Source organism: Tepidiphilus thermophilus (assembly GCF_001418245.1).
Classification (GTDB): domain Bacteria; phylum Pseudomonadota; class Gammaproteobacteria; order Burkholderiales; family Rhodocyclaceae; genus Tepidiphilus; species Tepidiphilus succinatimandens.
In genome coordinates this window covers 59,992-78,968 of record NZ_LIPU01000006.1, presented here as the reverse complement: position 1 = coordinate 78,968, position 18,977 = coordinate 59,992, and the positions used below count along the sequence as shown (strand labels likewise).

The following is an 18,977-nucleotide window of genomic DNA, read 5'->3' as shown; positions in this document are numbered from 1 at the left end:
GATTCTCTTCAGGCGGGATTTTGCCACTGGTTGCGGGCGCGTGTCTCGCGCACGAGACAGGCGCCGAGAAAACCGAGGGCGGCGGCGCCGGCCAGGCAGGCGATCGCCGCGGTGAAATGCTCGGGCGCGTAGATCCGCACGCCGTCGACCACCGTGCCGTTCCAGGCATGGTCGATGAGCGCGCCGGCGAGCGGCTGCAGAAGGGCGCCGCCGAGGAATCCGCCCATGTTGGTGAGCGCCGTACTCATGCCCGAGAGCGCCGACGGATTGACCTCCTTGGCGCAGGCCCAGGTGAGCGAGAAGGAAGAGGTCGCAAGGCCCATGAGGGCGAAGAGGGGGAAGGTGAGGCGCTCGGGCAGGGGGCCGGCAAAGAGGCACACGCCCCAGCAGGCGAGGTAGACGGCGGCGGCGGGAATCAGCACCGCCTTGCGCCGCGCGAGCCGGTCCGACAAGGACCCGATGGCCAGGCACCCTACGGCGAAGGCGAGAAAGTAGAGAGAGAGGTGGTGCGAAGCCTGCAGTTTCGTCAGCCCGTGCACGCTCATGAGGTAGGGGGTAGCCCACAGGCCGGCGAAGGCGAAAAAGCTGCCGGCGATGCCGAAGTTGGCGAGCACGGCGGGCCAGGTGGCGCGGTTGCGCAGGATGGTCGCCAATCCGCCGAGGATCACGGTACGGTCGAAGCGCTTGAGGGTGCCCGGCTGCTCCGGTTCGATGAGCCGCCAGCACAGCACGGCGATGGCGAGCGACGCCAGCGCCGTAGCCACGAACACGCCGCGCCAGCCGGTGAGTTGCGCAAGCGCCGTGAGCGGCGTGCCGGCGAGCACCGAGCCGAGGTTGCCGACGAACATGCCCAGACCCACCAGGGAGGCGAAACGCCGCTCGTCGTACCACAGGGCGAAGAGCTTGAGCATGGCGATGAAGGTGACCGACACGCCAAGGCCCGTGAGGGTGCGTCCGGCGAGTGCCACTTCCAGCGACGGGGCGAGCGCGAAGAGGAGACTTCCCGCGGCGGCGACGAACCCGCCCGCCACGATGATGCGCCGCGGCCCCACGGTGTCGGCGAGGATGCCAGTGGGCAGCTGCATCAGCGTGTAGACGTAAAAATAGGTGGCGGCGAGCGTGCCGAGCGAGGCGGCGCTGGTGTGGAAGGCCGCAGCGAGCTCGGTGGCGATGCCAGCGGGGGCGAAGCGGTGGAAGAAGGACAAAACGTAGGCGGCGATGACGACGACGAGCGCCGTCGTGCGGCGGCTGTAGGCCATAGGGAGTCTCCTCTTTTTGTTTTCGGAATCGCGGCGAGGGGGGCTGCGCCGGAATTACCCCCTTCAGGAAGCGTTATTCCGGCAGCGATCGCCCAACCAGCCGCCGATACGCCTCGCGATACTTCTCGGCGGTCTTCCGGATGACTTCTTCCGGCAGGCGCGGGCCGGGCGCGGTCTTGTCCCAGGCGAGCGTCTCGAGATAGTCGCGCACGTACTGCTTGTCGAAGGAAGGCGGGTTGGTGCCGGGCTGCCAGGCGTCGGCCGGCCAAAAGCGGGAGGAATCGGGGGTGAGCACTTCGTCGATGAGGTGCAGCACGCCGGCCGCGTCGATGCCGAACTCGAACTTGGTGTCGGCAATCAGGATGCCGCGCTCGGCGGCGTAGTCGCGCGCCCGCGTGTAGAGCGCGAGCGCCGCAGCCTTGGCCTGGCGCGCGAGGGCGGCGCCGTCGTGCGGCGCGAGCTTTGCGGCGCACAGCGCCTCGGCCTGCTCGAAGGAAATGTTCTCGTCGTGCTCGCCCGCCTCGGCCTTGGTGGCCGGGGTAAAGATCGGCTCGGGCAGCCGCTCGGCAAGCCGCAGCCCCGCTGGGAGCGTGATGCCACAGACGCTGCCTTTCTGCTGATATTCTTTCCAGCCGGAGCCGATGAGATAGCCGCGCACCACCGCTTCGATGGGAAGCGGCTGCAGACGCTTGACCACCATGGCCCGCCCGGCGACCTGGTCGCGCTCTCCGGGCGCGACGACGGAAGTCGGATCGATACCGGTGCGATGATCCGGCACGATGCCGGCGAGCTGCTCGAGCCAGAATTCGGTGATCGCCGTGAGCACCTTGCCCTTGCCCGGGATGGGATCGGGCAGGACGACGTCGAAGGCGGAGAGCCGGTCGGTGGCGACGACGAGGAGCTTGTCCTCGCCAACCGCATAGAGGTCGCGTACCTTGCCGCGTCCGATGAGCGGCAGACTGGTGATGTGCGTCTCGAAGATCGCCTCGGCCATGGATCCTTCCCCGGCATTCTGAAAAAGGAAATTATCGCACGGGCGCTAGCCTTCGTGCTCCACTACCCGATGGACGCGGCGCACGCCCAGAGCGATCAGGGCGGCGAGCAGGGGGATGGACACGGCGGTGGCCAGTTCCGGCTTTATGTGCAGCCAGGGCTCGAAGCCTTTGGCGAGGTAATGCACGAGCTGCGAGCCGTAGTAGGTGATGGCCATCACCGACAGGCTCTCGACGGCTGCCTGCAGCCGCAGCTGCAGCTTGACGCGGCGGTTCATCTGCGCGAGCAGTTGCTGGTTCTGCCGCTCGAGTTCGAGATCGACGCGGGTGCGCAGCAGCTGGGAGTTGCGCGTCGAACGCTGCGAGAGCTCCTCCTGACGCCGCGCCACGGCGGCGCAGGTGTTCATGGCCGGGGCGAAACGCCGCTCCATGAAGCCCTGCAGGGTGGAATAGCCGGCAAGCCGGATCTCGCGCAGCTCGGCGATGCGCTGACGCACCAGGGCGCTGTAGGCTGCCGCGGCGCCAAAGCGGTAGGCGCTGGCGGCGATGGAATGCTCGATCTCGGCGGCCAGGTGCGTGAGCCGGGCAAGAATGTCGCGCTCGTCCTCGAACGAGGCGGCGCGGCTCATGGCGGCTACCAGTTCGGCCAGTTCCGCCTCTGCTCGACCCAAGAAGGCGCCGACCTCCTTGGCCACGGGAAAGGCGAGCAGCGCCAGCATGCGGTAGGTGTCGATCTCGAGCAGCCGCTGCACGGCGCGTCCGGCCTGTTTGGGCGTCATCGCCGCATCGAGCACGATGAACTGGATGAAACCCTCGTGCAACTGAAAGTCGCTCAGCACCCAGGCGTTGCCATCGGAGATCTTCGAGGCGACGAGCGCCGGGCCGAAAGGATCGGCCGCGTCGAGGAATTCGCTGGGCGGCGTGTCGGATATCGGTCGCAGGCGCACGTGCGTGGCGGCGATGACTTCGCCGGGGCTGGCCTCGAGCCACCCCTCGGGAAGGCGTGAGAGGATCGCCGCGGGCAAGTCGTGATCGCCGTCGAGATAGAAGGTATAGGAATGGAATTCGGCGTGGCGCTCGCGCTTGATGCGCAACCCGCCCCACCGTAGGAGCGATTGCGCCGCGGCATCGAGCTCGAGCACGGCGCCAGGAAGATTGCGCAGGCGCATCCAGTGCTCGAGGAGACGCTCGGATGTGGCCTCACGCGGCAGCAGCCAGGAGAGCTGGACCACCGTGGCCGGGGCCACGAGCGGCACGGAAGGCCGGGCGTTGATCTCTTCGTGCAGCGCCTGCCGGATGGGGTGTTCGGCCAGTTTCACAGCCATCCCTTACGCTTGAAATAGAAGTAGGGAGCGAAACCGCTGAATACCATCAGGAGCAGCGCCAGGGGGTAGCCGTATTCGAAATGCAGCTCCGGCATGTGCTCGAAGTTCATGCCGTAGATGCTGGCCACGAGCGTCGGCGGCAGGAAGACCACCGCCGCGATCGAGAAGATTTTGATGATCTGGTTCTGCTCGATGTTGATGAACCCCTGCGCCGAGTCCATGAGGAAGTTGATCTTCTCGAAGACGAAGTTGGTGTGCGACATGAGGGTTTCGAGGTCGCGGATCATCTCGCGGCAGGTTTCCTGCAGTTCGGCCTGATCGCGCAGATGGCGCAGCAGGAAGGAGACGGCGCGCTGGGTGTCCATCAGGCACAGGCGGATGCGTCCGTTGCTGTTCTCGATCTTGGCCAGCTTGTCGATGGCGTCCTCGAGCTCGGCGTTCTCGTCCTCGAGCACCATGAAGCTGACGTCCTCGAGCCGCCGGTGCAGGTCTTCGATGGTGTCGGCGAGGTTTTCCACCTTCTGCTCGAAGATGGTCACGAGCAGCTCTTGGGGGGTACGCGCGTGCACCTGGCCGTGGCGAGCACGCATGCGCAGCAGGCGGAAGTCGGCCAGGTCTTCCTCGCGCACCGAGATGAGGCGATCGCGCTGTAGGATGAAAGCGACGGTGACGGTGACGTGGCGGCCCTCTTCCTGGGCAAGGAAAAGGGAGTGGACGTGCAGCCCCTGGTTGTCGATGAAAAAGCGCGCGGAGGACTCGATTTCCTCGACGTCTTCGGATTCGGGGAGTTCGGCGTTCAACAGCCGCTGCAGCAGCTCGCGCTCGTTTTCGTCCGGGTCTTGCGCGTCGATCCACAGCGCCCTCGCCACGGCCTGGGCGTCGGCGGTGAGGGTTTTGGGCAGTTCGCGGATGGCGTCTTTTTCGGTCTGGAACAGTCGCAGCATGGAGCACCTTTGTACGTTTCGCCGACGGGGTTTTCGGATCGCGGCGAAACGACGAAGGCGTCAGCCGCGAGCGCAGCAGGGGTGAGGCGAGCGACGAGGTCGATAGCGGGTCTTGGGTTTCACGGAGCGGATCGATAGGGACACGATAAGGAAATTATACGCTTTTTGCAGCACAGCAAAAACGGCGGCGCCGTCCTCTTTTCAGGAAAAGGGCGCCGCCGCTTCGTGCGCACGGGCGCTCAGGCTTTCGCCTTGGCGGCCATGAGGCGTTTGTATTTCTCCAGCAGCTGCTCCTTGGTCTCGCGGTGATCCGGATCGGGGATGATGCAATCCACCGGGCACACCTGCTGGCATTGGGGTTCGTCGTAGTGACCGACGCACTCGGTGCATTTGTCCGGGTCGATGACGTAGATCTCGTCGCCCTGCGAGATCGCCTCGTTGGGGCACTCGGGTTCGCACACGTCGCAGTTGATGCACTCTTCGGTGATTTTCAGGGCCATGGAAAAGCCTCCGCAGGAAGGAAAGGTCAATCGGTTTGCACGGCATTGCGGTGCGCGAGCCGTTCGGCGACCACGGGGTGCACGAAGCCGCGCACGTCGCCGCCCAGCCGGGCGATTTCGCGCACCATGGTCGCCGAAATGAACATGTATTCGTCCGCCGGGGTGAGGAACACCGTTTCGATGTCGGGAAAGAGCTTGCGGTTCATTCCGGCCATCTGGAATTCGTATTCGAAGTCGGAGACGGCGCGCAAGCCTCGCAGCAGGATGCGCGCGCCGCGCTGGCGCATGAAGTCGATCAGGAGGCCATCGAAACCCACTACTTCGACGTTGGGGAATCGCCCCAGCACCTCGCGCGCGATCTCCACGCGCTCTTCGAGTCCGAACAGGGGGTTTTTGTTGCGGCTGCGCGCCACGGCGACGATGATCTCGTCGAAGATGCGGGAAGCGCGGCGTACGAGGTCTTCGTGCCCCCGGGTGAAGGGGTCGAAGGTGCCGGGATAGACGACGACCGATCGTTCGCTCATGGGCTGCGCTCCAGCAAATGGTAATGCACTTGGCCCGCACGGCCGCGTTTCACGGTGTGCCAAGCCCCGAGTGTCTCGATTTCATGCTCGGCCTCGAGGTAGATGGCTCCTTCGGGGCGCACGAGCCGGTCGAGCCAGGGTTCGAGCCGCTCGGGCCAACGTTCGCGGTAGGGCGGGTCGAGGAAGAGCACGTCGACGGGCTCGGACCAGGCGCGCGCGCATTCTAACGCATCGGCAAGAAGAATGCGCACCGTGTCGCCGCCGAGCAGCCGCCGGTTTTCTTCGAGACGCCGTGCGAGACGCCGGTCGCGCTCCACGAGGGTGACGCGTGCCGCTGCGCGCGAGGCGGCTTCGAAGCCGAGCGCGCCGGTGCCGGCGAAGAGATCGAGGCAGGAAAGCCCGGTGAGATCCTGCCCCAGCCAGTTGAAGAGCGTCTCGCGCACCCGGTCCGGTGTCGGGCGCAGGCCGGGGAGATCGGGCATGGTGAGCAGCCGCGAGCGCCAGGCACCGCCGATGAGGCGCAGCCGCGCCATCGCCTCACCGATCCCCGTCGCCGCCGACGCGCACCGTCACCAGACGCGCCGGGTCGATGCGCCGCGCGAAGGCGTCCTGCACCTGCTGCGTGCTGACGGCGCGCACGGCCTCGGGGTAGCGCTCCAGCCAGTCGAGGGGCAGGCCGTAATAGCCCATCATGGAAACGTAGCCGATGAGCTTGCGGTTGGAATCGAGCCTCAGGCCGAAGCCTTGAGCGATGTTGTCCTGGGCGCGGCGCAGCTCCTCGGCCGTGGGACCTTGCTCGCGGAAGCGCTCGAGCGTCTCGCGCGCGAGCGCCATGGCTTCCTCGGCCTGCTTGCCGCGGGTCTGCAGCGCGATGACGAAAGGCCCGGCCTGGCGGCGCGGCTCGAGCACGCTCGCCACGCTGTAGGCGTAGCCGCGTTTTTCCCGGATCTCATCGACCAGGCGCGAGCCGAAACCGCCGCCGCCGAGCACGTGGTTGCCTACGAGCAGCGGAAAATAATCGGGATCGTCCCGCGTCATCACCGCCAGCCCCAGGCGCAGGTGGGCCTGCTGCGCCGGATGGGCGATGCGCTCGTCGTGCGCCTGCGTCTGGGCGACCGGCGGCAGCGGCTTGGGCGCTTCCCCCGCGGGCAGTTTCGCCGTGATGCGGTCGGCGAGCTGCTCGGCCTGGGCGCGATCGAGATCGCCGACGATGGCCACGTGCGCCGCCGCGCGGGTGTAGTAGGCGCGATGAAAGGCGATGAGATCCTCGCGCGTGATCCGGTCGAGCGACTCGAGTGTGGGAAGCTTGCCGTAAGGATGGTCGCGATAGACGTTGGCGGTGAAGGTGCGTTCGGAGAGCACCTCGGGCCGGGTGAGGGCGTCCTTGAGCGCCGCCTTGGCGTTCGCGCGTTCGCGTATGAAGATGGCGGGAGAGAAGATGGGCTGGGTGAGCACTTCGGCCACCAGATCCGCGGCCGCGTCGCGCACCTGCGCCTCCGAGAGGTTGCGCCAGGCCACGGTGGCGCGGTCTTCGTCGACCGAACCGGAGAGGCTGACGGCCAGATCGGCGAAGGCGTCGCTCAGGCCCTGCTCGTCGTGCACCCGGGTACTGGTGTCGAGCAGTTGGCGGGTGAGGGAAGCCAGCCCTTCCTTGCCCTCGGGGTCGCGGGCGGAGCCGGCATCGAACGAGACGACTACGTCGATGAGAGGCTGTTCGCGACTGGCGACGAAATCGACGCGCACGCCGTTCGCGGTGGTGAAGCGCTCGATCGTCGGCAACGCCAGGGCGAGCGGCGAGAACGCGGTGGCGATGAAGAAGAGCAGCGCGGCAAAAGCGCGGGTACGGAGGATACGGCGGGTCATCGGTGCCTCCTAGGAAAAAGGTCAGCGCAGCGGCGCGTGCGGATCGACGGCGACGGGGCGCGGCGCGCTGCCGTCGGGCAGCACGTCGACACGGGTGAGCCCCTCTTCGGCGAACCAGGTCTGGGCCGCGCGCTGCACCTCGGCGGCGGTGACGCGCTTGAGCGCCTCGGTGATGCGCGCGCTCGCGTCCCATGGCAGTCCCACGGCGCGGGAAAAGCCGATCTCCATGGCCTGACCCATGAGGGAGTCGCGCTTATAGACCTGCTGCGCCACTGCCTGGCGGATGACCCGCTGCAGTTCCTGTTCGGAAACCCCTTCCTTGGCGATGCGCTCCACTTCCTCGCGCAGCGCCTTTTCCAGGGCATCGAGCGGCACGCCGGGGCGGGCGCTGGCCGACAGCGTGAAGAGGCCGGGACCGCGGGCGAGGCCGTCATAGTCGGCCGAGACGGCGATGGCCCTGGGTTGCTCCCGCACCAGGGCTTTCGTCAGGCGTGCGCCGTCGTAGCCATCGAGCACGGCGGCGAGCACCATGAGGGCGTAGGGATCGCGGTCGGCCTCGAGATCGCGCAGCGGCGGCACTTTCCAGGCGAGCGTCAGGCTAGGAAGTTCCGTGGGGCCGCGCACGATCGCGTAGCGCCGGCCATGCTGCGGGGTTTCGTCGCGCACGGGTCGCTCGGGTACCGGGCGTGCACCGATCGAGCCGTAGTGGCGCTGGGCCAGCGCCAGCACGTCTTCTGCTTTGACGTCGCCCACGATCACCAACCGGGCGTTGTTCGGCGCGTACCAGGTACGGTACCACTGCCGCACGTCTTCGAGGGTGAGCCGTTCGAGGTCGGTGGGCCAGCCGATCACGGGGTTGTGGTAGGGATGGGACCAGAAGGCGGTGGCCATGAGGGCTTCTTCGCCGAGCGACTCGGGTACGTCGTCGGTACGCAGGCGCCGCTCCTCGCGCACCACCTCGCGCTCCTTGACGAACTCATTCGGGTCGAAGGCGAGGTGCTGCATGCGGTCGGCCTCGAGCTTCATGACTTCTTCCAGCGCCTGCGGCGGGATCTGCTCGAAGTAGGCGGTGTAGTCGCGGCTGGTGAAGGCGTTGTCGCGCCCGCCGAGCTCGGCCACGCGCCGGCTGAATTCCCCCGGCCCCACGGTGGGCGTGCCTTTGAACATCATGTGCTCGAATACGTGCGCCACGCCCGTCTTGCCCGCCGGCTCGTCGATGGAGCCTACGTCGTACCAGAGCATGTGCACCACGGAAGGAGCCCGGTGATCTTCGACCACGATGAGTTCCATGCCATTGTCGAGGCGAAAGAGTTTGGCCTCGGCGCGCGCCGCCGTGGCGACCAGCAAGGCCGTAAGGACGAGGAGGGCGGCGAGAAACGACCGCGACCAGGGGAACGTCCGGCGTAGGGAGGGATCGAATCGCATCTGCTAGAATCCTTTTCACCCGTTGGGTGAGCAAACGCCCAAGGCAACATTGTACCCATACTTTTTCGGCGGTATCCGGTGCTTGGCGCTCCGGGTGTCCGCACCAAGGTGGCAGACAGCCTCATGTTCGGTTTGTTCAAGCGAAAGAAAAAGGAATCCGCGGATTCGGCCGGGACGCAAGGCACCGAAGCGCTGCTTCCCAGCGAAACTTCCCCCGGCAGCGGCGCCGACGCCGCGTCGGCGCAAACCTTGCCGGAAACGTCGCCGGAGGAGGCAATTGCAGCCGAAGCGAAGGCAGCAGATTCGCCCCATGCCCCCGAGTCGGGGACCGAGGCCGCCGTACAGGAATCGGATTCGATCCTGCCTGCGGGCGAGCCCGTCGCCGTGGAGAGGCAATCCCATGGTGCGGCTGCGCCCGAGCAAGAATCGCGCAAGCGCTCCTGGACCGAGCGTCTCAAGGCGGGACTGGCGCGCACGCGGCAAAACCTCGCCGGGCTCTTCGGGCGGCGGCGCATCGACGAGGATCTCCTCGAAGAGATCGAGACCACGCTCCTGCTCGCCGACTGCGGGGTGGAGGCCACGCAATGGCTGATGGATTCCCTGCGCCGGCGCATCAAGAAAGATGGCCTGACCGACGCCGAGCAGCTGCGCGGCGTGATGGCCGAACTGCTCACCGAGCTGCTCCTGCCCTTGCAGCAAGCGCTGGAGGTCGAGTCCCACAAGCCCTTCATCATCATGGTGACGGGGGTCAATGGCGCGGGCAAGACCACCTCCATCGGCAAGCTTGCCAAGTACTTCCAGTCGCAAGGAAAAACCGTGCTGCTCGGGGCGGGAGATACCTTCCGTGCCGCGGCGCGCGAGCAGCTGGTGGTGTGGGGCGAGCGCAACGGCGTGCCGGTGATCGCTCAGGAGCACGGCGATCCGGCGGCGGTGGCTTTCGACGCGGTGCAGGCGGCCAAGGCTCGAGGGGTGGACGTGGCCATCATCGACACGGCCGGGCGGCTCCCCACCCAGCTGCATCTGATGGAGGAGATTGCCAAGGTGCGCCGCGTCATCGCCAAGGCCGAGCCGGGCGCACCGCACGAGGTGCTGCTCGTGCTCGATGCCAACATCGGCCAGAACGCCATCACCCAGGTCGAAACCTTCGACAAGGCCGTCGGCCTTACCGGGCTCGTGCTCACCAAGCTCGACGGCACGGCCAAGGGAGGCGTGATCGCGGCGATCGCCCGGCGTTGCCCCAAGCCGGTGCGTTTCATCGGCGTGGGCGAGGGCATCGACGATCTTCGCCCCTTCTCGGCCCGCGATTTCGTGGAGGCGCTGCTCGGGATCGAACGATGATCCGTTGCGAGAAACTCGCCAAGATCTATCCCGGCCCGGTGGCGGCGCTCGTCGATGTCGACCTCACCATCCCCGCCGGGCAGTTTCTTCTGGTATGCGGCCATTCGGGGGCGGGGAAAACCACGCTCTTTCGTCTCATCGCCGGTCTGGAGACACCCACCAGCGGTACCGTTTCGGTCAATGAGCACGACGTGGCGCGCCTGGGGCGGGGAGGCTTGCCGTATTATCGGCGTCGCTTCGGCCTGGTACTCTCCGACGCTCCCCTCTTGCCGCAGCGCACGGTGGCCGAGAACGTGGCCCTGCCGCTTCTGCTCGCCGGGGTGCCGCGGCGGCAGGCGTTCGAGCGCGTGGCACTAGCGCTGGAGCGCGTGGGGCTCGCCGGCCGGGCACACGAACTGCCGCCCACGCTCTCGGGCGGAGAGCAGCAGCGGGCGGCGATCGCTCGCGCCGTAGTACATCGGCCTTCGGTGGTCATCGCCGACGAACCCACCGCCCAGCTCGATCACGACAGCGCCACGGAAGTGGTGCGCCTGTTGCGCGCCTTTCATGCGGCGGGGGTGACGATGATCATCGCCACACACGACGAGGCGCTTTTTTCCAGCGTGGCGCAGCGGCGCATCGTGCTCGCGCACGGTCGCCTGGTGGAGGATGCGCGGTGAAACGGGGATGGTGGGAAGGGCAGGCGGAGGCGCTGGGGCGCGCCGCGATCCTATTGCGTACGGCGCCGCTGGTGACGGCGGTGGTCACGCTCGTGCTCGCCACGGCGCTCGCGCTGCCGGCGACGATGGCCTGGATCGGGGCCGGCGTCACCCAGTGGTTCGGCGGGCAGGGGACGGAGCCGCAGATCACGGCCTTTTTCCGGCAAAAGCTTGCCCGCGAAGAGGCGCTCGCGGTGGTGCAACGCTGGCGCGAGGACGAAGCGGTGGCGCGCGCCGTGTTCATCCCGCGCGAGGAAGCGCTCGCCCGTCTGCGGCAGACGGATCTGGGCGCGGCGATCGAGACCTTGCCCGACAATCCCCTACCGGACGCCATGACGCTGGTGCCGCGTCGCCATGCCCCGCAGGATGTGGCCGAGCTGCAGCAACGGCTCACCGCCGAGCCTGGCATCGAGGCGGTCCAGGTGGACACGGCCTGGGTAGAGCGGGTGCATGGGCTCGCGCGCGCCGGCACGATGGTGGCAGCGGCGCTCGCGGCCTGGTTCGCCTTGGGAATGCTGGCGCAGACCTATCTGGCGATCCGGCTGCAACTCGTGGCCGCGGCGCAGGAGATCTCCGTGCTGCGCGCCCTGGGTGCCACCGACGGCTACATCGGCCGGCCGTTTCGCTGGCTCGGCTGGCTGCAGGGGCTGTTCGCCGGCTGCGTCGGCGCGGCGCTCTGGGGCGGGCTCATCGCCTGGCTCACGCCGCCGTTCGACGAACTCGCCCGACTCTACGGACTCGGAGGATTCTTTCCGTTTCCCGTCTGGGCGGGAGGGGTGGCACTCGTTGCCGCCGGGGCGGTATTGGGGGCGCTCGGAGCTGAGATCTCGCTGCGTCAGTTTTTCCGGGCATCGGCCTAGCGGGCGCGCTGGCGCCCACATCCTTGAAACAAGGAGAATTCCGTGAGCCGTCTGTTTTCTTCGTTCCGCTTGGGGGCGCTGGAGCTGCCCAACCGCATCGTGATCGCGCCCATGTGCCAGTATTCGGCGCAGGAGGGGCATCCCAGTGATTGGCACCTTCTGCATTGGGGATCAATGGCGCTCTCGGGTGCGGGCATGCTCATCGTCGAGGCGACCGCCGTCACGCCCGAAGGGCGCATCACGCCGGGTTGTCTGGGGCTATGGTCTGACGCGCACGCCGAGTCGCTCGCCCGGTCGTTGGCACCCGTGCGTCGTCAAGGGGTGATACCGCTTGCCATCCAGCTATCCCATGCCGGGCGCAAGGCCTCGAGCCGGGTGCCGTGGGAAGGAGGCGCCCAGATTCCGGTGGAGGAGGGTGGTTGGCTCGCGCTCGCTCCTTCGCCCCTGCCGCACGCGCCGGGCGAGCTGCCGCCGCAGGAGCTCGATGCCGCAGGGCTTTCCCGTATCCGTGAAGCCTTCGTGGCCGCCGCCCGGCGCGCCGTCGACTGCGGCCTGCAGGCGATCGAGCTGCACATGGCGCACGGCTACCTGCTGCACGAATTCCTCTCTCCGCTGTCGAACCAGCGCTCCGATGCGTACGGTGGCTCGCTGGAGCACCGCATGCGCTTTCCGTTGGAAGTGTTCCGGGCGGTGCGCGATGCCGTTCCCGAGCGCATTCCCGTGGGCGTGCGCATCTCGGCCACCGACTGGGTGGAAGGGGGTTGGAATCTGGAGCAGAGCATCGTGCTCGCGCAGGCGATCGAACCCTTGGGCTGCGCTTATATCCACGTCTCGAGCGGCGGTCTCTCGCCGCTGCAGAAAATTCCGGTGGCTCCGGGCTATCAGGTGCCATTCGCCGAAGCGGTACGGCGCGCCGTGAAGCACATGCCCGTGATCGCCGTCGGGCTCATCACCGAGCCGCAGCAGGCCGAGGCCATTCTTGCCGAAGAAAAAGCCGATCTGGTAGCGCTCGCGCGCATGATGGTGTGGGATCCGCGCTGGCCGTGGCACGCCGCCGCCGCGCTCGGCGCCACCGTCGAGGCCCCGCCGCAATACTGGCGCTGCCAGCCGCAACAGCACCGCGGCGTGTTCGGCGACGTGAAGATCGGCCAGCGCTGAGGGGTATCGCCGTGCCACCCGAAGCACCAACCCGGCAGGGGATGAGGGAGGAAGATGCGTGATGGATGAGTCGCTCGACATCACCCCGCTGGAGCGCGCCTTGGCCCGGCTGGAAGAGGGTTGGAGGCGATATCTGCAAGACCCTGAGGACCTGCAGATTCGCGACGGACTGATCCAGCGCTTCGAGTTCACTTACGAGCTCGCGCACAAGATGCTCAAGCGCTTTCTCCGGCTCACCTCTGCCTCACCGCAGCAGTACGACGACATGCCCTTTCAGGATTTGATCCGCGCCGGCAACGAGCAGGGACTTCTGCGGGGAGAATGGCCCGACTGGCGGCGTTACCGCGAGATGCGCGCCAAGACCAGCCATGCCTACGACGAGAACGTCGCGCTCGAAGTGGTTCGAGGCATCCCCGAATTCCTCACGGAAGTGCGTCATCTGCGCGAGCGGCTGCGGGAGCGGCTGTCATGAGCGAGAGCGTCCCGCCGCTCGATATCCGCCCAGAGCATTGGCGGATCGTGCGGGACATCCTGCAGCGCCATCTTCCGGGTATCGAAGTCTGGGCGTTCGGCTCACGCGCCAAGGGAACGGCAAGGAAGTATTCCGACCTGGATCTGGCCGTGATCACCGACCGACCCCTGCCGCTCGATCTCGGCGCCCGGTTGCGCGAGGACTTCTCCGAGTCCGATCTGCCTTACCGCGTGGACGTGATCGACTGGGCGAGCATCGACGAGACCTTTCGCCGCCTCATCGAGCGGGAGAAAGTGGTGGTGCAAAAAGGGGATCGCGGCGCGGAGGAACTGGTGGTGAAGGGCGGAGTCGAACCGCCGACCTACGGGTTATGAATCCGTCGCTCTAACCATCTGAGCTACTTCACCATCGAGTCTGGTAATATACCGGTTTTCCCTTTCGGATGTCAAGGGTCCACAGGCAAATGAAAAAAGTCTACATCCGCACGTTCGGATGCCAGATGAACGAGTACGACACGACCAAGATGTTCGACGTACTCGCGGCGCGCTACGGCGCCGAACCCACCGACGATCCGCTCGAAGCCGACGTCATCCTCTTCAACACCTGCTCGGTGCGTGAAAAGGCGCAGGAGAAGGTCTTTCACGACCTGGGGCGGGTCAAGGAGCTCAAGCGCCGCAACCCCGATCTCGTGATCGGCGTGGGCGGCTGCGTGGCGAGCCAGGAGGGCGAGGCCATCGTGCGCCGCGCCCCTTATGTGGACGTCGTCTTCGGGCCGCAGACCCTGCACCGGCTGCCTGAGCTCATCGAAGCGCGTCGGCGCCAGGATCGGCCGCAGGTCGACATCTCCTTCCCCGAGATCGAAAAGTTCGATGCGCTGCCCGAGCCGCGCGTCGAGGGGGCGAGTGCCTTCGTTTCCATCATGGAAGGCTGCTCCAAATACTGCTCGTTTTGCATCGTCCCCTACACGCGGGGCGAAGAGATCTCCCGTCCGCTCGAGGATGTGCTCGTCGAAGTGGCCCAGCTCGCCGAGCAGGGGGTCAAGGAGGTGACCCTGCTGGGGCAGAACGTCAACGCCTGGCGTGGGCGCATCACGCGTCAGGGGGACGAAGTGGGCGACTTCGCCTTTCTGCTGGAGTGTGTGGCCGAGATCCCCGGCATCGAGCGCATTCGTTACACCACCTCGCACCCGCGCGAGATGACTTCGCGCCTGATCGCCGCCTACGAGAAAATTCCCCAGCTCGTCAGCCACCTGCACCTGCCGGTGCAGTCCGGCTCCGACCGGGTGCTCGCGGCGATGAAACGCGGCTATACCGTGCTCGAATACAAGTCCATCGTGCGGCGGCTGCGTGCGGTGCGCCCCGACCTGTCGCTGTCCTCCGACTTCATCGTCGGTTTTCCCGGCGAGACCGAAGCCGACTTCGAAAAGACGCTGCGCCTCGTCGAGGAGCTGCAGTTCGACCATTCCTTCAGTTTCGTCTATAGCGCCCGGCCCGGTACGCCCGCGGCCGAACTGCCCGACCCGGTGCCGCAGCAGACCAAGCTCGCCTGGCTCGCCCGATTGCAGGCGCAACTCGAGGCGCAGGAGCGCGCCTTCAGCGAGGCCATGGTGGGGCGCATCGAGCGGGTGCTCGTCACCGGTCCCTCGAAGAAAGACCCGGCCTGGCTTGCCGGGCGTACCGAGAACAACCGCGTAGTCAATTTCCGCGGCGAGCCCCGGCTGGTGGGGCAGTTCATCGACGTGAAGATCACCGAGGCGCTGCCGCACAGCCTGCGCGGGGAGGTGCTCGTCCGTGCGTCCTGAGATGAAGTACCTGGAGTGGGAAGCCGAGCCGCTCGACAACGCGCGACTCGCGAACCTGTGCGGGGTGCTCGACGAGAACCTACGCCAGATCGAATCGGCCTTCGACGTGACGATCGCACGGCGCAGCGGCCACTTCACCCTGGCCGGCGCGCCGGCGCAGGCGAGGCTCGCGCTCGACGTCCTGCAGCGGCTGTGGGCCCGCGCCGGGCAAGAGCTCTCGCTCGACGACATCCAGCTCGGCGTGATCGAACGCCTGAGCGACGCGAACGAGGCGTCGGCCGAGGATGGCGCGGTGCCGCAGCTGCGCACGCGCAAGGGGGCGATCGGCGGGCGCACGCCGCGCCAGGTGGCCTATCTGCGCGCGATCCAGTCGCACGACATCACCTTCGGCATCGGCCCGGCCGGCACGGGCAAGACCTATCTCGCGGTGGCGGCGGCCGTCGACGCCTTCGAGCGCGAACAAATCGAGCGCATCGTGCTCACGCGCCCGGCGGTGGAAGCCGGCGAGCGCCTAGGGTTTTTGCCCGGCGATCTGGCGCAGAAAGTCGACCCCTATCTTCGTCCTTTGTACGATGCGCTCTACGACCTCTTCGGTTTCGAGCGCGTGGGCAAGCTCTTCGAGCGCGGCGCGATCGAGATCGCCCCGCTCGCCTTCATGCGCGGACGCACGCTCAATCACTCGTTCATCATTCTAGACGAAGCGCAGAACACCACTCCCGAGCAGATGAAGATGTTCCTGACACGCATCGGCATCGGCTCCAAGGCGGTCATCACAGGCGATCTCACCCAGATCGACCTGCCGCGCGGCGCCAAGAGCGGTCTCGCGCAGGCGCGCGAGGTACTCGCCGAGGTGCGCGGCGTGGCCTTCACCCAGTTCCTCAAGGAAGACGTGGTGCGCCACCCGCTGGTGGCGCGCATCGTCGAAGCCTATGACCGCCTCGAAGGAGGGGAACGGTGAAACGCCTGCGCCTGAGCTATCAGCGGGCCTGCGCCGCCGAAGAATTGCCGCCGCGCGCCGCGGTGCTGCGCTGGACGCGTGCCGCCTTATTGGAGGGCGAGGCGCAGGTGACGGTGCGTTTCGTCGATGCCGACGAAGGGCGTGAATTGAACCGACGGTTCCGTGGCAAGGATTACGCCACCAACGTGCTTTCTTTCGTCTATGATCTTCCAGAAGAAGCCGGCTTGATGGGGGATCTGGTGCTGTGCGCGCCCGTGGTGGCGCGCGAGGCCACGGAGCAGGGCAAGCCGTTGGCGGCGCACTACGCGCACCTGATCGTGCATGGTATGCTGCACCTGCAAGGCTACGACCATGAGGACGAAGCGCAGGCGGCCGAGATGGAGGCGCTCGAGCGCGACGTGCTCGGGCGGCTCGGTTTTCCCGACCCGTATGCTGACGAGGAGCGATGAAAGACGACGACGAACCTTCCCATCGTAGCTGGTGGGATCGGCTGACGGCGTTCTGGTCGCGCGAGCCGGAAACGCGCGAAGAATTGCTGGAAGTGCTGCGCTCGGCCTGCGAGCGAAACCTTTTCGACGCCGAGGCGCTCTCCATCATCGAAGGCGCCCTGGCGATTTCCGAGCTGCGCGTGCGCGACGTGATGGTGCCGCGCAGCCAGATGGACGTGATCCGCATCGACGACCCGATCGAGGAGATCGCCCGCTTCGCGGCGGAAACGAATCATTCGCGCTTTCCGGCGATCGGCGAGAGCAAGGACGACGTTCTCGGCATCTTCCTTGCCAAGGACCTGATCCGCTATTTCGCCGGCTTGCCGTTCGATCTGCGCGATAGCCTGCGTCCGGCCGTGTTCGTGCCGGAATCCAAACGGCTGGATCTGCTGCTGCGCGAATTTCGCCGCCGGCGCAACCACATGGCCATCGTCGCCGACGAATACGGCGGAGTGAGTGGCCTGGTGACGATCGAAGACGTGCTCGAGCAGATCGTCGGCGAGATCGAAGACGAATACGACTTCGACGAGCCGGAAGACGCCATCCGGCTCGAAGCCGACGGCAGCTATCGCGTCAAGGCGACGATGGAGCTCATCGACTTCAACGAGGCGTTTGGGACCGAGTTCTCCGACGAGGAGAGCGACACCGTCGGCGGACTCGTGATCCATCGGCTCGGGCGCCTGCCGCAGCGCGGCGAGCGCCTCGAGATCGACGGCTGGACTTTCGAGGTGCTGCGTGCCGACAGCCGCCGGCTGCACTGGCTGCGCGTGCGCCCGCCAGCACCCTCGGGCGGAGAGGAAAGCGCAGGGTGAGGATGGCCGCCTGGCTGCCGCCTCTGACCCTGCGCGGCCATTCTCTGCCGCCTTGGGCAGGGGGGATCCTGATCGCCGCTGCCGGAGCGAGCGCCCCTTTGGCCTTCGCTCCGACCGAGGCGTTCTGGTGGTTGCCCGTTGCGCTTCTGCCCCTCTTTTTCGCGTTGGTGCATGCCAGTCCGCGACAGGCCATGGTCGCGGCCTTTCTCTGGGTCTGGCCGTATTTTCTCGTGGGGGTAGGGTGGCTGTCGGTGGCGCTCGCACGCTATGGCGGGCTTCCCTGGCCGGCCGCCTGGGCAGCGGTGTCGCTCTTTGCCGCCTACCTTGCCGCGTGGTGGGCCTTGGCGGCGGGACTGGCCGTGCGCTGGGCTCCGTCAGGAAGCGCTTTCCGCCGGGCGTTTTTTACGGCGGCGGTCTTCACGGCCGCCGAATGGGCGCGCGGCTGGGCCTTCTCCGGCTTTCCCTGGCTCACTCCCGGCCTGAGCCAGACACCGCCCAGCCCCTTGGCAGGATTCTATCCGCTCGTCGGAGCGCTGGGGGTGGGTTTCCTGCTCTTCGTCCTTGCCGGGCTCATCGCCTTCGGCCTATCCTGGCGGCGCTGGCTGCCGTTCGTGGCCATCATGGCCGCACTCGGCGGCGCCCTGCGCGGCGTGGAATGGTCCCGGCCTGCAGGGGCGCCGCTTGCGCTGAGCCTGGTGCAGCCGGCGATTCCCCAGGATCAGAAATGGGACGGGGCGCTGCTGGGGCGCCACCTTTGGCGCCAGGCCGAGCTGCTCGCGCAGACGCGCGGCACGCTGGTGGTGCTGCCAGAAACCTCTCTGCCGCTGCTCGACGCCCAGATTCCCGACGAGTGGCGCAGCCTCGTGGCGCAGGTCTTGGGCGAGGATCGTACCGTGCTCTATGGCGCTTTCACGCGCGACGCGGCAGGTGTCATCCACAATTCGGCGCTGGCGCAGGGCAGGGCCGCGCCCTTTTCCTATCACAAACGCCACCTGGTTCCGTTTGGCGAATACTCGCCGCCGCTCTTCGGCTGGTTTTTCCGCGCCCTGTCGATTCCCATGTCGGACCAAGGACCGGGGGCTGCGCGACAAGCCATGCTGCGCGTGGGCGAGAGCGCAGCGGCAGTCAATATCTGCTATGAGAGCGCCTTCGCCGACCTGATCGCCGGTGATGTGCGCGCAGGTGCCACCTGGCTACTCAATCTCTCCAATCTCGCCTGGTACGACCGCAGCGCCGCGCAAGCCCAGCACGCCCAGATCGGTCGGGTGCGGGCGTTGGAGACCGCCCGTCCCTGGGTTCAGGCGACGAATACGGGCGTGAGCGTAGGGTTCGACGCCGATGGTCGAGTGCTCTCGGCTTTGCCCGAATGGCAGGAAGGTACGCTGGACATGACGGTGCAGGGCAGGGAGGGTCTTACCCCCTTCGTACGTCTTGGCGGAGAAGTGCCGCTCGTATCGATCGTGTTGATCGTGGCAGTGCTTGGGTCGCTGCGTTTTCGGACCAAAACGCCCCCAAGCTGATTATCAGGAGTTCCAGACCCGGACCTGCGACCGTCTCGAA

Annotated in this window: 20 protein-coding genes and 1 tRNA gene; 11 read left to right on the top strand and 10 right to left on the bottom strand. The window is 66.9% G+C overall.

What is annotated here, in order from left to right; genetic code table 11:
- Positions 1 to 8 precede the first annotated feature (8 nt).
- From ASC37_RS06595 to ASC37_RS06555, 9 genes are all read right to left on the bottom strand, one after another.
- A complete protein-coding gene (locus ASC37_RS06595) occupies positions 9 to 1,259 on the bottom strand; it encodes an MFS transporter (protein ID WP_055423613.1) in 1,251 nt (416 codons plus the stop codon).
- A gap of 73 nt (positions 1,260 to 1,332) precedes the next feature.
- Complete coding sequence (locus tag ASC37_RS06590; RefSeq protein ID WP_055423612.1) at positions 1,333 to 2,253, bottom strand: phosphoribosylaminoimidazolesuccinocarboxamide synthase; 921 nt, start codon at positions 2,251 to 2,253, stop codon at positions 1,333 to 1,335.
- A gap of 45 nt (positions 2,254 to 2,298) precedes the next feature.
- Positions 2,299 to 3,576: a DUF3422 family protein gene (locus ASC37_RS06585; RefSeq protein WP_176697464.1), complete on the bottom strand. Its 1,278-nt coding sequence runs from the start codon at positions 3,574 to 3,576 to the stop codon at positions 2,299 to 2,301.
- Positions 3,567 to 4,520 (bottom strand): magnesium/cobalt transporter CorA, encoded by a 954-nt coding sequence (gene corA, locus ASC37_RS06580; RefSeq protein ID WP_055423610.1) that lies wholly within the window; start codon positions 4,518 to 4,520, stop codon positions 3,567 to 3,569. The genes ASC37_RS06585 and corA overlap by 10 nt, the downstream gene beginning before the upstream one ends.
- A 239-nt stretch (positions 4,521 to 4,759) precedes the next feature.
- Positions 4,760 to 5,020 carry a YfhL family 4Fe-4S dicluster ferredoxin gene (locus ASC37_RS06575; RefSeq protein ID WP_055423609.1) on the bottom strand — a complete coding sequence of 87 codons (261 nt, stop codon included), beginning with the start codon at positions 5,018 to 5,020 and terminating at the stop codon, positions 4,760 to 4,762.
- 26 nt (positions 5,021 to 5,046) lie between these two features.
- Positions 5,047 to 5,544 (bottom strand): pantetheine-phosphate adenylyltransferase, encoded by a 498-nt coding sequence (gene coaD / locus ASC37_RS06570; RefSeq protein ID WP_055423608.1) that lies wholly within the window; start codon positions 5,542 to 5,544, stop codon positions 5,047 to 5,049.
- Positions 5,541 to 6,077, bottom strand: coding sequence for a 16S rRNA (guanine(966)-N(2))-methyltransferase RsmD (gene rsmD / locus ASC37_RS06565; RefSeq protein WP_055423607.1), 537 nt, complete (start codon positions 6,075 to 6,077; stop codon positions 5,541 to 5,543). Before rsmD ends, coaD begins: the two co-directional genes overlap by 4 nt.
- 4 nt (positions 6,078 to 6,081) lie before the next feature.
- A complete protein-coding gene (locus ASC37_RS06560) occupies positions 6,082 to 7,407 on the bottom strand; it encodes a M16 family metallopeptidase (RefSeq protein WP_055423606.1) in 1,326 nt (441 codons plus the stop codon).
- A 21-nt stretch (positions 7,408 to 7,428) separates the two neighbouring features.
- Positions 7,429 to 8,832 (bottom strand): M16 family metallopeptidase, encoded by a 1,404-nt coding sequence (locus ASC37_RS06555; RefSeq protein ID WP_055423605.1) that lies wholly within the window; start codon positions 8,830 to 8,832, stop codon positions 7,429 to 7,431.
- Positions 8,833 to 8,955: 123 nt separating this feature from the next.
- Here ASC37_RS06555 and ftsY point away from each other — a divergent pair, with 123 nt between their 5' ends.
- The 6 genes from ftsY (at position 8,956) to ASC37_RS11920 (ending at position 13,732) form a co-directional block, all read left to right on the top strand.
- On the top strand, positions 8,956 to 10,170 hold the full coding sequence (gene ftsY / locus ASC37_RS06550) for a signal recognition particle-docking protein FtsY (RefSeq protein WP_072247941.1): 1,215 nt from the start codon (positions 8,956 to 8,958) through the stop codon (positions 10,168 to 10,170).
- Positions 10,167 to 10,829, top strand: coding sequence for a cell division ATP-binding protein FtsE (locus ASC37_RS06545; protein ID WP_055423604.1), 663 nt, complete (start codon positions 10,167 to 10,169; stop codon positions 10,827 to 10,829). The genes ftsY and ASC37_RS06545 overlap by 4 nt, the downstream gene beginning before the upstream one ends.
- Positions 10,826 to 11,728, top strand: a complete 903-nt coding sequence (locus ASC37_RS06540) for a cell division protein FtsX (protein WP_055423603.1) — start codon at positions 10,826 to 10,828, stop codon at positions 11,726 to 11,728. Before ASC37_RS06545 ends, ASC37_RS06540 begins: the two co-directional genes overlap by 4 nt.
- A gap of 42 nt (positions 11,729 to 11,770) precedes the next feature.
- On the top strand, positions 11,771 to 12,886 hold the full coding sequence (locus tag ASC37_RS06535; RefSeq protein ID WP_055423602.1) for an NADH:flavin oxidoreductase/NADH oxidase: 1,116 nt from the start codon (positions 11,771 to 11,773) through the stop codon (positions 12,884 to 12,886).
- Between the two features lie 61 nt (positions 12,887 to 12,947).
- Positions 12,948 to 13,358: a nucleotidyltransferase substrate binding protein gene (locus ASC37_RS06530; protein WP_055423601.1), complete on the top strand. Its 411-nt coding sequence runs from the start codon at positions 12,948 to 12,950 to the stop codon at positions 13,356 to 13,358.
- Positions 13,355 to 13,732: a nucleotidyltransferase family protein gene (locus ASC37_RS11920; protein ID WP_055423649.1), complete on the top strand. Its 378-nt coding sequence runs from the start codon at positions 13,355 to 13,357 to the stop codon at positions 13,730 to 13,732. Before ASC37_RS06530 ends, ASC37_RS11920 begins: the two co-directional genes overlap by 4 nt.
- Here ASC37_RS11920 and ASC37_RS06520 read toward each other — a convergent pair.
- Positions 13,689 to 13,765 (bottom strand) — tRNA-Met (locus ASC37_RS06520). The genes ASC37_RS11920 and ASC37_RS06520 overlap by 44 nt on opposite strands.
- Before the next feature lie 56 nt (positions 13,766 to 13,821).
- Here ASC37_RS06520 and miaB point away from each other — a divergent pair.
- The 5 genes from miaB to lnt are packed head-to-tail and all read left to right on the top strand — an operon-like array spanning position 13,822 to position 18,937.
- Positions 13,822 to 15,159 (top strand): tRNA (N6-isopentenyl adenosine(37)-C2)-methylthiotransferase MiaB, encoded by a 1,338-nt coding sequence (gene miaB / locus ASC37_RS06515; RefSeq protein WP_055423600.1) that lies wholly within the window; start codon positions 13,822 to 13,824, stop codon positions 15,157 to 15,159.
- A gap of 1 nt (position 15,160) precedes the next feature.
- Positions 15,161 to 16,117: a PhoH family protein gene (locus ASC37_RS06510; protein ID WP_055423599.1), complete on the top strand. Its 957-nt coding sequence runs from the start codon at positions 15,161 to 15,163 to the stop codon at positions 16,115 to 16,117.
- The gene (gene ybeY, locus ASC37_RS06505; RefSeq protein ID WP_055423598.1) at positions 16,114 to 16,566 is read left to right on the top strand and encodes an rRNA maturation RNase YbeY; all 453 of its coding nucleotides are present in this window, start codon (positions 16,114 to 16,116) and stop codon (positions 16,564 to 16,566) included. The genes ASC37_RS06510 and ybeY overlap by 4 nt, the downstream gene beginning before the upstream one ends.
- Positions 16,563 to 17,417: an HlyC/CorC family transporter gene (locus ASC37_RS06500; RefSeq protein ID WP_055423597.1), complete on the top strand. Its 855-nt coding sequence runs from the start codon at positions 16,563 to 16,565 to the stop codon at positions 17,415 to 17,417. The genes ybeY and ASC37_RS06500 overlap by 4 nt, the downstream gene beginning before the upstream one ends.
- A 2-nt stretch (positions 17,418 to 17,419) precedes the next feature.
- On the top strand, positions 17,420 to 18,937 hold the full coding sequence (lnt, locus tag ASC37_RS06495; protein ID WP_055423596.1) for an apolipoprotein N-acyltransferase: 1,518 nt from the start codon (positions 17,420 to 17,422) through the stop codon (positions 18,935 to 18,937).
- Positions 18,938 to 18,977: the final 40 nt, after the last annotated feature.